General features: G+C 62.3%; 13 protein-coding genes and 1 pseudogene. 5 read left to right on the top strand and 9 right to left on the bottom strand.

Features of this window, described 5'->3' with window-relative positions:
* Window positions 1-40 precede the first annotated feature (40 nt).
* The 6 genes from AB1A62_RS00630 to AB1A62_RS00605 all read right to left on the bottom strand — a co-directional run bounded on the left by AB1A62_RS00630 (window position 41) and on the right by AB1A62_RS00605 (window position 4,421).
* Window positions 41-523: a YcgN family cysteine cluster protein gene (locus tag AB1A62_RS00630; RefSeq protein WP_366659174.1), complete on the bottom strand. Its 483-nt coding sequence runs from the start codon at window positions 521-523 to the stop codon at window positions 41-43.
* On the bottom strand, window positions 520-1,452 hold the full coding sequence (locus AB1A62_RS00625; protein WP_366659172.1) for a bifunctional riboflavin kinase/FAD synthetase: 933 nt from the start codon (window positions 1,450-1,452) through the stop codon (window positions 520-522). The genes AB1A62_RS00630 and AB1A62_RS00625 overlap by 4 nt, the downstream gene beginning before the upstream one ends.
* A 169-nt stretch (window positions 1,453-1,621) precedes the next feature.
* Complete coding sequence (locus AB1A62_RS00620) at window positions 1,622-2,128, bottom strand: hypothetical protein (protein ID WP_065268347.1); 507 nt, start codon at window positions 2,126-2,128, stop codon at window positions 1,622-1,624.
* A 462-nt stretch (window positions 2,129-2,590) separates the two neighbouring features.
* Complete coding sequence (locus tag AB1A62_RS00615; RefSeq protein WP_019298602.1) at window positions 2,591-3,034, bottom strand: MaoC family dehydratase; 444 nt, start codon at window positions 3,032-3,034, stop codon at window positions 2,591-2,593.
* A 200-nt stretch (window positions 3,035-3,234) separates the two neighbouring features.
* On the bottom strand, window positions 3,235-4,110 hold the full coding sequence (locus AB1A62_RS00610; protein ID WP_366659169.1) for a TIGR01459 family HAD-type hydrolase: 876 nt from the start codon (window positions 4,108-4,110) through the stop codon (window positions 3,235-3,237).
* Window positions 4,111-4,217: 107 nt separating this feature from the next.
* The gene (locus AB1A62_RS00605; RefSeq protein ID WP_366659476.1) at window positions 4,218-4,421 is read right to left on the bottom strand and encodes a hypothetical protein; all 204 of its coding nucleotides are present in this window, start codon (window positions 4,419-4,421) and stop codon (window positions 4,218-4,220) included.
* Between AB1A62_RS00605 and AB1A62_RS00600 the strand changes: the two are divergent.
* From AB1A62_RS00600 to AB1A62_RS00590, 3 genes and pseudogenes are all read left to right on the top strand, one after another.
* Window positions 4,324-4,926: pseudogene (locus AB1A62_RS00600) on the top strand (hypothetical protein); the annotation flags it as partial. The gene AB1A62_RS00605 and the pseudogene AB1A62_RS00600 sit on opposite strands and share 98 nt — an antisense overlap.
* 54 nt (window positions 4,927-4,980) lie before the next feature.
* Window positions 4,981-6,810, top strand: a complete 1,830-nt coding sequence (locus AB1A62_RS00595; protein WP_366659461.1) for a hypothetical protein — start codon at window positions 4,981-4,983, stop codon at window positions 6,808-6,810.
* Between the two features lie 265 nt (window positions 6,811-7,075).
* Window positions 7,076-7,690 (top strand): hypothetical protein, encoded by a 615-nt coding sequence (locus AB1A62_RS00590; protein WP_366659167.1) that lies wholly within the window; start codon window positions 7,076-7,078, stop codon window positions 7,688-7,690.
* A gap of 76 nt (window positions 7,691-7,766) precedes the next feature.
* Here the strand turns inward: AB1A62_RS00590 and AB1A62_RS00585 are convergent, their stop codons facing one another.
* The 3 genes from AB1A62_RS00585 to AB1A62_RS00575 all read right to left on the bottom strand — a co-directional run bounded on the left by AB1A62_RS00585 (window position 7,767) and on the right by AB1A62_RS00575 (window position 10,816).
* Complete coding sequence (locus AB1A62_RS00585) at window positions 7,767-8,687, bottom strand: manganese-dependent inorganic pyrophosphatase (protein WP_366659165.1); 921 nt, start codon at window positions 8,685-8,687, stop codon at window positions 7,767-7,769.
* A gap of 118 nt (window positions 8,688-8,805) precedes the next feature.
* Window positions 8,806-9,786, bottom strand: coding sequence for a TraB/GumN family protein (locus AB1A62_RS00580; protein ID WP_366659163.1), 981 nt, complete (start codon window positions 9,784-9,786; stop codon window positions 8,806-8,808).
* Window positions 9,787-9,832: 46 nt separating this feature from the next.
* Entirely contained in the window at window positions 9,833-10,816 is a 984-nt protein-coding gene (locus AB1A62_RS00575; protein WP_366659162.1) for a TraB/GumN family protein, read from the bottom strand.
* A 150-nt stretch (window positions 10,817-10,966) separates the two neighbouring features.
* Between AB1A62_RS00575 and AB1A62_RS00570 the strand changes: the two genes are divergently transcribed.
* Together AB1A62_RS00570 and AB1A62_RS00565 are read left to right on the top strand one after the other, a co-directional pair.
* Entirely contained in the window at window positions 10,967-11,638 is a 672-nt protein-coding gene (locus AB1A62_RS00570) for a DUF2161 family putative PD-(D/E)XK-type phosphodiesterase (RefSeq protein WP_366659161.1), read from the top strand.
* A gap of 176 nt (window positions 11,639-11,814) precedes the next feature.
* Window positions 11,815-12,816 (top strand): 2-oxoglutarate and iron-dependent oxygenase domain-containing protein, encoded by a 1,002-nt coding sequence (locus AB1A62_RS00565; protein ID WP_366659160.1) that lies wholly within the window; start codon window positions 11,815-11,817, stop codon window positions 12,814-12,816.

Raw genomic sequence — 12,816 nt, 5'->3', positions numbered from 1 at the left:
GAGCGATGCCGGCGCAGGTCCCGGCCGCGGACCGGCTTGCTCAGCCGGTGGGCTCGTCGATGATGTGGTCTTCCCACTCATCCTCGGAAATCTCGAACTCCGACACCGTCCAGCCGCGCACCGAAACCCCGGCCTCATGCACGCTCTCGGGGGTGCCGGTCAGCAGCGGGTGCCAGTCCGGCAGCGGCTTGCCCTGCCACAACAGCCGGTAGGCGCAGGTTTCCGGCATCCAATAGGCGTGGGTGTCCAGGTTGTCCGGCTTCAGCACGATGCATTCCGGGATGAACTGATGCCGGATCGGATACTGGGCGCAGCGGCAGGTGCTGTCATCCAGCAGGCGGCAGGCCACCCGCGTGAGGGCGACCTCGCCGGTCTCCTCATCCTCCAGCTTGTTCAGGCAGCATTTGCCGCAGCCGTCGCACAGCGCTTCCCATTCCTTTTGGCTCATCTTGTCGAGCGGCTTCTTCTCCCAGAAGCGCTCGCTCAGGCCGGAGCGGTCAATGACGTCTTTTGCAGGTTTCATAGCGCCGCCAGTATCCCGCGCGCCTCGGCGCAATCCGCATCCATCTGCGCGATCAGTGCCTCCAGCCCGTCGAATTTCAGCTCCGGCCGCAGGAAGGCGACCAGCCCGACCGACAAAGTCGCGCCGTAAAGATCGCCGGAGAAATCGAACAGGAAGGTCTCGATATTGGGGACCACGCCGCCGAACATCGGCCTGACCCCGATGGAGGCCGCGCCGTGATAGCTGCCCGCATGCGGCCCTTCCAGCACATCGACCAGCACCGCATAAACCCCGAACCGCGGCTGGTGCAGCCCGTCGATCGACATGTTGGCGGTGGGGAAGCCCAGCTCCCGCCCGCGCTGCTCGCCGCCGATCACGGTGCCCTCGATCCGGTGCCAGTGGCCCAGCATCTCCTTGGCGTCCGCAGGCCGGCCCTCGCTCAGCGCGTTGCGGATCGCGGTGGAGGACACCGCGTGCTCGGAATATTCCATCAAGGGTGCGATGGTGACGCCAAAGCCGTACTGCGCGCCGAACCGCTTCAGGTCTTCTGCATTGCCTGCGCGGCCCTTGCCGAAACAGAAATCGGCGCCCACCACCACATGCGCCAGCCCCAGCCCTTCGGAGATCACGTCGCGGGCGAACTCCTCCGGCGTCAGGCTCGACAGCGCGGTGTTGAAGTTCAGCTCATACAGCCGCTCCACCCCCAGCTTCTCCAGCCGGTGGGCGCGGGTCTCGGCCCGCATCAGCCGGAACGGCGGGCTGTCCGGCGCGAAATACTCGCGCGGGTGCGGCTCGAATGTCATCACCCCCAAAGGCGCCCCGGGGGCGGCCTTGCGGGCCAGCTCGATCACCGACTGATGGCCCAGGTGCACGCCGTCGAAATTGCCGATGGCGACGGTCGCGCCCCGGTCCTGCACTTCGACGAATTCATAATCTCTGACGATACGCATGGCGCATGCCTATCCGCACCCGCGCGGCGGTTCAAGCGGCCAGTGGCAGGGGAGGGAGCACTGCAAGTTTCCCGCAGAACTCCAAGCCTACAGTCAGGAAAACACTATTGACGCCCTAGGGGGGCAATGACGCTTAAATTCTGAACCGTGCAGCGCTTTTCAGCAGCTGTCAATTTTCGCAGTCGGACGACGATAAATGGGTGTTCACAATAGTGGACTGGCCTGCCAGGGTGCTGAAATGGTAGATGATCCGCCGATCGTTCGGCAGCTGAAATATGACTTGAATCATACTCAGCTGGCTCAGGCCAGCCGTTGGAAGTGCAGTAAACTCAACGTCTTGCATAGATACCTTGCTGTCTATCTGCCTCCGAAACGCAAGTTTCATGAACTCATCAAAGTCACCAGGAGCTTCCCTGGAAACGGAGGTGAGATCGCCGTCTCTATATCGCAGGGTGAGGCCTGGCGGGGTGACAAGCCAGGTGTTGTTTGAAGACGGTGAAAGCGACCAGTTTTTTGAATCCGTAAAAGCTATTACCTGGGTTTGAGACAGGCAAAGAGGAAATTCATCTAAAGGATCAAGGGGCTGAGTTTCAATGATGATCTGCTGTCCCTTGCTGGTTCCGGAAAAGAAGCAGAGCACATAAGCGGCCACAAAGATAGTTTTCAAGTATGTCATCTGAAGTTATCGTCAGCCCCGAATCCCAAAGAGGCGTAAACTTCGCGGGGATAGCCACTCTATGCAAGCTGAAACAATGTGCGGCCTGCTCAGGCGGCGTTTACTGTTGCGCACCCACCGTACGCCCCCTTCACGCAATCCTCACGTGTAAATGCCAAACTGCCTCCTGATCGCGATCCCCCGCCATGGTTCCCGCGCGCGGGGCCATGATACGAGGCGCAGGCATCTGTGAGGCTGCCTGCGCGACACCCCGGAGACCGGCCCTGATAAAAAGGGGGTCGTCCAAGCGAGCTTGTCCGAGCAGGCCCCCGGCGGGGTCTGTCCACCTCCACCCGGCGGCGCCGCCCCCTTAATCGGGCTTCAGCGCAGAACCGAACGGAACAAACGGAACAACGGGCACGGCAAGAAAAAACCGCCCAGGGCAAAGGCCCCCGGCGGCTGAAACTGCTGCGTGCAGAAAACTCAGTCGAACTTGCGCGAGGGCGCCATCACCATGGCCTCGCCCACCAGAACCTTCTTGCCGTCGACGATGCAGCGGCAGTCCAGCTTGACCCGGCGCTTGTCGATCACGATGTCGGTCACCTCGACCTCCGCCAGCACCAGGTCGCCCGGGCGCACCGGCGCCAGGAACTTGAGCGACTGGCTCATATAGATGGTGCCATGGCCCGGCAGCTGCTCGCCGATGACGGCGGAGATCAGCCCCGCGGTCAGCATCCCGTGCGCAATCCGGCCCTCGAAAATGGTGTCCTGGGCGTAATCGTCATCCAGATGCACCGGATTGCGGTCGGTCGACACCTGGGCGAACTTCTCGATGTCCTCATCGGTGATGACTTTGCGCAGGTAACGCACCATGCCCATCTCGATGTCTTCGATGCAGATGGTTCCGCGCGGCATGTTGTCCAACATCTCATCCTCCGTTCGCCTGGCCTGGGTTGCGTTCTGTGACCGTTTGGCATCGTAACTTTTGCGCGCCACCGTGGCCGCTTGCGCAACTTTATTACTTTGCAGTTGCAGAAAATCAAGACATTTCTGACAAAAGATAACCCCGCCCGGTGCGGGCAGGGTTGCAAGGCATTGTAAGCTGGAAGGGGTGAAGGCCGCTGTATTTACCGCAGGAAACCAATGGCATAGGTCGGCGCGGACTGCTCCTGCGCCAGGTAGGCCGCCAGCGCGTCCGGGTCCGGCTGGACTGATGTCTTTGTCTCTCTGGCCGCAAGCCCGCCGGTGATGAACAGGGAATCGATGCCTTCGCCCATGGCGCCGGCAATATCCGTATGCGGCCCGTCGCCGATCGCCAGGATCTCGGAATCGGCGATGCCCGGGGCCACCTCCTGCAGCCGCAGCCGGGCCAGGTCATAGATCGGCGGATGCGGTTTGCCGAAATACAGGCTCTCGCCGCCCATCTCGGTGTAAAGCCGCGCCAGCGCCCCCGCGCACCACTCGCGCTTCTCGCCGCGGTCGACGATGATGTCCGGGTTGGCGCACAACAGCTTCATGCCCATCTGCTTGGCAAAAAGGAAATCGGGTCGGTTCACCTCCGGGTCCGCCATGGTGTCGAACGGGCCGCAGCAGACGATGCCCTCAGCCTCTTTCAGCGGCACCCGGGTGATCTCCACCGGGTCGTGGATTACGTGCAGCGGTTCGAAAAAGCCCGCATCGCGCTCCCACTCGCCCATGAAATAGACCTTGTTGCCGACCGCGCCGGTGAACATCGCCGCCCGCGCGGAATCGCCGGAGGTGGAGATCGTGTCATAGGCGTCCGCGGGCACGTTGAACTGCCCCAGCTGCGCCGCCACACCGGCGCGCGGTTTCGGCGAATTGGTCACCAGCACCACGATGCCGCCCGCCTCGCGGTAGGCCTTCAGCGCCGCCACCGCATCGGGAAAGGCGGTGATGCCGTTGTGCACGCAGCCCCAGAGGTCCACGAACAGCGCCTTGTAGCGGCTGGAAACTTCGGAAAGGGAGTTGATGATCTGGGTCATGTCCGGGCCTTCGCGCGTGGGGTCTTTGCCGCCAGCTATGGCAGAGACGGCCGCGGATGGCCAGTGGCGCGATCAGCCGCTGAGGCAGGCGCAAGGTCAGGAAATCCCTATTGCACGGCCCTGCGGCGGCGGTTAGTCATGCGGGTGTAATTGCTCTGGCTCGAGACCTTCTGAGTTGTTTTTCTTTTTTCCGGTGCGTAAATTTCACGTTGGATGTCACTGTTTGGCACAACCATGGAAAGCTCTTGGCCGGGCGTGAATTTTATTGCCGCAATAGATACCACTCTGCCATTGGGAAAAATCATGTCCACAGCTAAGCTCTCTTCAAAAACAAATGATGATAAAATTGATGGGGTTCTGTCTGGAGTGCAGTGGGACGAGAAACTCACTTTAACTTACTCATTTCCAACAAGCATTGGTCAGTATAATTACACTGATGTAGATATTTACGATGATAATGGGAATTTTCTTTATGCAATTACGTATTCAGAGGGATACTCAGGGTTCAATGCAAGCCAGGTAATTGCCGCAAAGTTTGCCTTGGAACAGAACGACGGAAAGGCAGCGAACAATGGTTTCTCGGTTGAAGGGTTTACGAATCTGAATATCACGGAGGAAACCTCCGCGGAAGGTGATTTGAGATTCTCAAACACAACGGACCCGGACTTTGCAACTGCTCACGCCTACCTGCCCAATAACACGGAAAGAGCCGGTGACGTCTGGTTCGGTCCTACCCCGGCTTATTCAACTCCCGAGGCTGGCAACTATGCCTGGCATACGGTCCTGCATGAAACCGGACATGCACTCGGGCTGTCGCATCCGCATGACAACCTCAACAACTTCGGGACGTTGCCGGCTCAATACGACCACATGGAATACACGGTCATGAGCTACAAGTCCTATGAAGGCGGGCCTAGCGGATACTACCCGGGTCAGGATTTCGCTCAGACCTACATGATGCTGGATATCGCTGCCCTGCAGCACATGTATGGCGCCGATTACACCACCAACAGCGGCAACACAGTCTACAAGTGGACCCCCAACTCCGGCGACACCTTGGTCAATGGCAGCGTGGCAATTGACGCAGGCAGCAACAGGATCTTCGCGACGGTCTGGGACGGCGGCGGTATCGATACTTACGACCTGTCGGCTTACGCCAGCAACCTGAGCATCAACCTGAACCCGGGTGAAGCCTCAAGCTTCGGCACTGCGCAGACTGCCTATCTGGGAGCCGGCAACTACGCCAGCGGCAATATCTACAACGCGATGCTGCATCAGGGCGACGAGCGCTCGCTGATCGAAAACGCCATTGGCGGCTCAGGCAATGATGTGATCACCGGCAACGCGGCTGACAACACCCTGCGGGGCGAAGGCGGCGACGACACGATCACCGGCGGCACCGGCAACGACCTGATCTATGGCAACACCGAAAACGATCACCTGAGCGGCCAGGACGGCAATGACACCCTTTGGGGCGGCTATGGCGATGATACGGTCTTTGGTGGCGGCGGCAGTGACGAGCTGCGCGGAAACGCGGGCAACGACACGATGAAAGGCGGCACCGGCGATGACATCCTGCATGGCAGCAGCGGCAACGACCATCTCAGCGGCAACGATCAGGACGACTCCCTGTTCGGCGGCTCTGGTGATGACACCCTGTTTGGCGGCACCGGGAATGATGAACTGACCGGCGGCGACGATAACGACATGCTGACCGGGGGAAGCGGTGCTGACACTCTGTACGGCGCCAGCGGCCGTGACACTCTGATAGGCAGCTCCGGCAACGATGTTCTCGACGGCGGCGCTGATGATGACCGCCTCGAAGGCGGTGCCGGCGATGACACGCTTTCCGGCGGCGACGGCAATGACTGGTTCGAAGATCAGGACGGCGGGGATACTTACATCGGTGGTGCCGGGGCGGATACTGTGTCCTTTTTCGACAACGCGGCCGGCGCATCGGCGAACCTGGAAACCGGGGCCAGCAGCAGCGGTGACAGCTTTGACAGTATCGAAAACCTGTCGGGATCACACACAGGTGCTGATAGTCTGACAGGAAACGTCAGCGGTAATGGTATCGAGGGCAATGGTGGTGATGACACTCTGCGGGGCGAAGGCGGCGACGACACGATCACCGGCGGCACCGGCAACGACCTGATCTATGGCAACACCGAAAACGATCACCTGAGCGGCCAGGACGGCAATGACACCCTTTGGGGCGGCTATGGTGATGATACGGTCTTTGGCGGCGGCGGCAGTGACGAGCTGCGCGGAAACGCGGGCAACGACACGATGAAAGGCGGCACCGGCGATGACATCCTGCATGGCAGCAGCGGCAACGACCATCTCAGCGGCAACGATCAGGACGACTCCCTGTTCGGCGGCTCTGGTGAAGACACCCTGTTTGGCGGCACCGGTGATGATGAACTGACCGGCGGCAGTGACAGCGATGTCATGACAGGTGGCAGCGGTGCCGATGTGTTCTTGTTCAAAAAAGGCAATGGTTCCGACCAGATTAACGACTTTGGAAACGGCAATGATGTCCTGTCTCTTCAGGATTTCGGCTTTTCCTCAGAACAGGATGCTCTCAGCAACGCCAGCCAAGTGTCGGGCGATGTGGTTTTTGACTTCGGTTCAGGTGACAGCCTGATCTTGCTGGATTTGCAGCTGCAGGACCTGAACGGATACATCAGTTTTGCCTGAGGTGATGGCGGACTTGGCCCGCACCAAGATGGCGGCCGGGGCGCCGGCGCCTGGCAAAGGCGCAGGGAAGCGCAGCATTGTGCTGCGGCTTGTCTGAAGGCCGGCGGCCGATGACGCTGCCGGGCCTTCCGTACCCGCAACCAGTGGTGTAGCCTGCGCCCTGAGTTTCAATTTTTTCAGGCGCTTGATGCAATTCATAGAACGGTCTTTCATGGGGTTGAGATCCGCCCGCCATGTTTTCAAAAGCCCCGCACACCCGGCTTCAGTGACCCTGTTCCCGATGGTGCATATCGGCGAAGCCGGGTTCTATGACGCGGTCTACCGCGACGCGCTGAACCACGATGTTCTCTTGTTCGAGGGTGTGAAGTCGCCGGTGGTGCAGCATCTGACCAGCTCTTACCGCTGGCTGCACGGCAACCGCCTGGGGCTGGTGACGCAGCCCAAGCTGCCGACCGGAGCGGGCCGGGCGGAACGCATCCACGCCGATGTCACCCAGGCGGAGTTCGAGGCGGCCTGGAAGGCGCTGCCGCTTGCGCACCGTGCGCTCTATTTTGCCTATGCGCCGTGGATCGGGGTGCGCCGCCGGTGTTTTGCCACACGGGACAGCCTGTCGCGCGGGCGAAATGTGGATGACCTCAGCACCCGCGAAAGCAGCCTGTCCTGGGATACCGAAGCAGCCCTGCTGATGGGCGTGCTGCTGCATCAGCGCGACGCGCGCCTTTGCGAAGAACTGGGTGGCGTGCTGGACCGGAACGAACCGCAGTCCATCGCCATTATCTATGGGGCTGCGCATATGCCGGCGGTGTCGCGGATGCTGGCGGATTATGCGGGTTTCCGCCCGGCCGGCAGCGAATGGATGACTGTGTTCGGGCTGGACTAGGAGCCGGCCCGAAGCGCAACCGCAACGAAAAAGGCGCCCCGCGGGGCGCCTTTTGTCCGTTTGCCTGATGCTGCAGTCAGACCTTGAGGTTCGGAATGATCTGCTTCTTGCGGGACATGATACCCGGCAGCACCACGGTGTCGCCGGCCGCATCTGCGCCGAAGGATTTGCTGGCGACGGTTTTCACCAGATCGTTCGGCACCAGCAGGGTGGCTTCCTCGTTCAGGATGTCGACCACGAACAGCAGCACCTGATCGACGCCGTCCTCAGCCGCGACGGAGGTCATCGTGTTCATCAGCGACGCCTTGCGGTCCAGCACCACGCCCGGCGCGGTGGTTTCCAGAACGGAGACGCGGAACTTGGTGCCGTCGACCTCGTATTCCTTCGAATCCATGCGGATCAGTTCCGCATCGGAGAAGGAAGAGACGTCGGATTTGGCGGCAAACATCTCGGCAGCGTAGTCGGCGATATTGATGCCCAGTTCACCCGCCAGCTTCTCGGCCACGGCCTTGTCATGGGCGGTGGTGGTGGGGGAGCGGAACTCCAGCGTGTCGGACAGGATGCAGGTCAGCGCCGCGCCCTTGATGGCTTCCGGCATCTTGGCGGCATCATCGCCCATCAGGTCGTGCATGATGGTGGCGGTGCAGGCCAGCGGGCGGATGGTGATGTCGATCGGGCCCTTGGTTTCCAGGCCGCCGACCAGCTTGTGGTGGTCGATGATCGCCTGCACGTCGGCGCCGTTGATGTTGGCGGGCAGCTCTGCCGGGTTGTTGGTGTCGACGATGACAACAGCCGCGTCATCAGCCACATTAGCGATGATTTCCGGTTTCTCCAGGCCCCAGCGCTGCAGCATGAAGGCGGCTTCGGTGTTCGGCTCGCCCAGCAGTTTCGGGGCGGCGGCGACGCCTTTCACCTCGTTCAGGTACCAGGCCCAGACAATGGGGGAGCCGGTGGAATCGGTGTCGGGGGATTTGTGGCCGAAAACTTGGATGGTCATGGGGCTGTCCTGTTCATGCATAAGGTCAGAAAGGCGGGATTTGCGCGCCTTATAGGGCTGGCGCGCAGGCTTGTCACCCCGCTGATGCTGCAATGCGGCGTTGTGTTCGGGGCGGGGCTTAGAACGGCGCGCGTTCCAGCGTGTAGCCCGCTTGCTGCAGCAGGTTCAGCACGCCGTTTTCGCCGGGTAGGTGCAGGGCGCCGGCAGCGGCCACGATCAGATCGCCCTCCGCCGCCTCGATCACCGGGATCCAGGCGCGGTTGCGGTTGTCCAGCATGGCCTCCATCGATTCCTGCCAGATCCGGCGGGTTTCCTCCGCCGGCAGCGCATCCGACTGCAGGAAATCGCGCTCGTAAATGGTGAAATAGGTCAGCGCCTGCTCGTCGAAATAGCTTTCGATCATGGTGAAGAGGGCATCCTGTTCGCCGCCCAGCAGGGTCAGATAGGCGCGCAGCTGGCGGACCTGCTCTTCCAGCGGCTCGCTGTTGAACACCTCGAACAGGGTCATCGGGCTTTCCAGCGCCCGGGTTTCGGTGCCGGCCTCGTCGGCGGCCTGTTCCAGCCGTTTATCCAAGCCGTTGGTGCTCTCCGGCGAGGTGCGCAGGCAGGGCGGCACCGCCATCGAGACGGCCAGGAACCAGGGCCGCATCTTGGCGGCCATCCAGGGCGCGACGCCATTGGCGCGGGCCTTGGCGGCCAGGTCTTCCCATTCGGCGGGCTCCAGGCGGTCGATCAGGCTGGGGCCCTCGGTGATCAGGGTCAGCGAGGGATCGCTGCCGATGGCAGCCATCATCTCCGCCTCCTCGCGCTTGGTGCCTTCCAGCAGCAGCACGTCTGCCTCGGCAATCAGCGGTGTCAGCGCATCGGTGACCGCGACCAGCCGCGGATCGTTGAGATGCATGGTGCCGATCACATGAACGGTGCGGCTGCCGCGCCGCGCGATCCAGTGGTTGCCCTCGGCAAAGGGTGTGGCGGCGACCCGGGTCTCAACGGCGGCCCGTTCGCTGGCGCTCAGCGCCAGCCGCTGGTCGGTGCCGGTGCAGGCAGCCCAGAGCGTTGCAGGCAGCAGCAGGAAAGCAATGGCGAGAATGAAACGCATGAAGAAAAGTCCTGAAACGTGAATTGGAGGGCAGGTTTTCCGCAGCCTACCACGGGGCGCGGGCCAGGCTGAAGCCCTTGGCCTGCAGCAAATTCAAGAGGCCGTTACGCCCCGGCAGATGGGCGGCGCCGACGGCGATCACGAAGCGGTCCTGGCGGGCGGCTTCGATCACCTTCATCCAGCGGATGTTGCGCTGGTCCAGCAGGCGGCGGTTGTACTGGGCCCAGAGCCGGGTGGTCTCGGCACGGGTGAAGCTGCTGTACTGGGCGCTGATCCAGGGCGCCAGCACGAAGGAGGTCCAGACGCTCTGGTCGAAATAGGCCTCAACCGGGGTGGCGTCCTCGGGCTTGTCGGACTGGATCAGCTGCAGCTCCAGCTCCAGCATCCGGGCCTGGTCGCGCAGCGGCATTCCGGAGATTGCCGCCAGCGCCTGCTCCGGGGTTTCCAGCGCGCCTATGGGAATCCGCTTGCGGCGGGCGAAATCGGCGATCCGGTCGTCCAGCCCGCGGCGCAGGCCGAAGCCGTAGGGGCGGCAGCCGCTTTGCACCAGGAACATCGAGATCGCCCAGGGCTGCATCCGGTTCATGGTTTCCAGGCTGGCGCCGCTGACCTGGACGGACAGTTTGAACCGCTGCCAGGCATCGGGCGCCAGCAGGTGGCGCAGCTCGCGCCCCTGCGGCAGCAGGAAGCTGCGCGCCATCGAAGGCGGCATCCGGTCCAGCCGCTCCATGTCCTGGTCCGAGGTTTCCAGGTAGACCGCCTGCGCCGACAGCAGCGCCGGGCGCAGCTTGCGCATCACCCCGGCCATGCGGGCGTCGCCGCCGTGCATGGTGCCGATCACATGAATGGTGCGGCTTCCCTTGGTGGCAACCCAGTGGTTGCCTTCGGAAAACGGGGTGGCGGCCATTTCGCGGTCCAGCTGCGCCTGGGTCTGGGGCGGCAGGTGGTCGCGGTAGTCGATGCCGCGGCAGGCGGCAAAACCGGCGGTGGCCTGCAGCATCAGCGCAAGTGCCAGTGCAATCCGTTTCATCACGCGCCCTTTCCCCGGGGTTCCTGAACTCTTGGCCTGGACTTATGAGCCTAGGGCGGGGCAGGGGTGCCGGCAATGTAAAACCCTGCGTTGCCCTGTAAAACCGGGCGGCGGATTGCCAAGCCGTGCGCTTCCTGCCAGTCATGGGGCATGGAACGCGAGGATCAGCTGTATGCGCCGGTGAAGGCGCTGCTGGAGGCCCAGGGCTATGCCGTGAAGGGCGAGGTGGGCGCTGCCGATGTGGTGGCTGTGCGCGGCGATGAGCCGCCGGTGATTGTCGAGCTGAAGCTGAAGTTTTCGCTGTCGCTGTTCCATCAGGCAATCGCGCGGCTGGCGGTCACCGACCATGTCTATATCGCGGTGCCGCGGCCCGGCGGACGGCAGGCGCGGCGGATGATGAAGGACAATCTGGCGATGTGCCGGCGGCTGGGGCTGGGCCTCATCACGGTGCTGGCGGACGGGCGCGCAGAGGTGCATTGCGACCCGGGGCCTTATGCCCCGCGCAAGTCGAAGAAGAAGCAGGCGCGGCTGCTGCGCGAGTTCCAGGCCCTGCGGGGCGACCCGAACGCAGGTGGCGCCACCCGGCACGGCATCGTCACCGCCTACCGCCAGGACGCGCTGGCCTGCGCCGCGCATCTGGCGGGGGTAGGCGCCTGCAAGGGGGCAGAAGTGGCCAAGGCCACCGGCGTGGCCCGCGCCACCCAGCTGATGGCCAAGAACCACTATGGCTGGTTCGAGCGGGTGGAGACCGGGATTTACCAGCTGACAGACGCGGGCCGCGACGGGCTGGTGCATTGGGCGGAAAGCTGGGAAGCGGAATGATGTTCCGCGGATGCGCCTTTAGTGTGCTAATGTGTGTAATGAGGTAGTTCCCTTGTTTTTAAAGCTCTTCATGCGATTCGGTTTAATTGATTTCACGTGAGTTGCATTTTTTCCCTGTTGAGCGCGGGTCCCTGTCAGCCGATGACTGCCCCAGCTTTGCACAAGGGGAGAGAGCAATGGCAGATCAGGACATCGACCGGCTTCAGGACCGCTTGCGGGCGCAGCGGGTTTCTTTCGACAAGATCCCGGTGATCGACATCAGCGCGCTGAATACGGGCGGCAGCCTGTTTGAGGTGGCCAAGGAAATCCGCTGGGCGCTGACCAACGCCGGCTTCTTTTATGTGAAGAACCACGGGGTGCCGGAGGCGGTTGTGAACGGTGCCTTTGATGAGACCCGGGCGTTCTTTGACCTGCCGCTGCAGGACAAGATGGACCTGCATATCTCCAAATCCGGCCTTGCCCTGCGCGGCTATATCGAGATTTTCGGCGAGAACACCGACCCCAAGAAGACCAAGGATCTGAAGGAGTGCTTTGATATCGGGCCGGAAAGCCCGGCCGGGGACGCGCCGTTCTTCGGCCCCAACCTGTGGCCCGCGGCGCGGCCGGAATTTGAACGCGCGGTTTATGGCTATCATCAGGAGATGAAGGGCCTGGCGCAGCGGCTGATGCGGGCGATTGCGGTCAGCCTGGATCTTGAGGCGGATTTCTTTGCGCCGCGGATGCAGAATCCGATCACCATCCAGCGGCTGCTGCACTACCCGCCGCAGGAGGGGCGGATCGACGAAAGCGTGATGGGGATCGGCGCGCATACCGACTATGGCAGCCTGACCATTCTGGCGCAGGACGATGTGGGCGGCTTGCAGGTGATGAACCGCGACGGCCAATGGGTCGAGGGGCCGCCGATTGCCGGCACTTTCGTGATCAATATCGGCGATCTGATCCAGCGGCTGACCAATGACCTGTATCTGGCCAACCTGCACCGGGTGGTGAATGCCTCGGGCCGGGAACGCTATTCGATCCCGTTCTTCATCGACGCGGACGCGGACGCGGTGTTCCAGCCGCTGGACAGCTGCGTCAGTGCCGGAAACCCCGCGCGCTATGCGCCGGTGGCCTGCGGCGCGCATAAATTCGGCCGCTTCAAGGACAGCTTTCCGCACCTGAAAAACAAGGCTGCATAA

This window comes from Leisingera sp. JC11, assembly GCF_040704725.1.
Taxonomy (GTDB): Bacteria; Pseudomonadota; Alphaproteobacteria; order Rhodobacterales; family Rhodobacteraceae; genus Leisingera.
Note: the sequence above shows the minus strand (reverse complement) of the source record. Positions and strands in the feature narration are given on the sequence as shown.

Excerpts from the sequence above, each read along its gene's own strand:
- AB1A62_RS00630 (WP_366659174.1), bottom strand. The coding sequence starts at position 523 with ATGAAACCTGCAAAAGACGTCATTGACCGCTCCGGCCTGAGCGAGCGC.
- AB1A62_RS00625 (WP_366659172.1), bottom strand. The coding sequence starts at position 1,452 with ATGCGTATCGTCAGAGATTATGAATTCGTCGAAGTGCAGGACCGGGGC.
- AB1A62_RS00620 (WP_065268347.1), bottom strand. The coding sequence starts at position 2,128 with ATGACATACTTGAAAACTATCTTTGTGGCCGCTTATGTGCTCTGCTTC.
- AB1A62_RS00615 (WP_019298602.1), bottom strand. The coding sequence starts at position 3,034 with ATGTTGGACAACATGCCGCGCGGAACCATCTGCATCGAAGACATCGAG.
- AB1A62_RS00610 (WP_366659169.1), bottom strand. The coding sequence starts at position 4,110 with ATGACCCAGATCATCAACTCCCTTTCCGAAGTTTCCAGCCGCTACAAG.
- AB1A62_RS00595 (WP_366659461.1), top strand. The coding sequence starts at position 4,981 with ATGGAATACACGGTCATGAGCTACAAGTCCTATGAAGGCGGGCCTAGC.
- AB1A62_RS00585 (WP_366659165.1), bottom strand. The coding sequence starts at position 8,687 with ATGACCATCCAAGTTTTCGGCCACAAATCCCCCGACACCGATTCCACC.
- AB1A62_RS00580 (WP_366659163.1), bottom strand. The coding sequence starts at position 9,786 with ATGCGTTTCATTCTCGCCATTGCTTTCCTGCTGCTGCCTGCAACGCTC.
- AB1A62_RS00575 (WP_366659162.1), bottom strand. The coding sequence starts at position 10,816 with ATGAAACGGATTGCACTGGCACTTGCGCTGATGCTGCAGGCCACCGCC.
- AB1A62_RS00570 (WP_366659161.1), top strand. The coding sequence starts at position 10,967 with ATGGAACGCGAGGATCAGCTGTATGCGCCGGTGAAGGCGCTGCTGGAG.
- AB1A62_RS00565 (WP_366659160.1), top strand. The coding sequence starts at position 11,815 with ATGGCAGATCAGGACATCGACCGGCTTCAGGACCGCTTGCGGGCGCAG.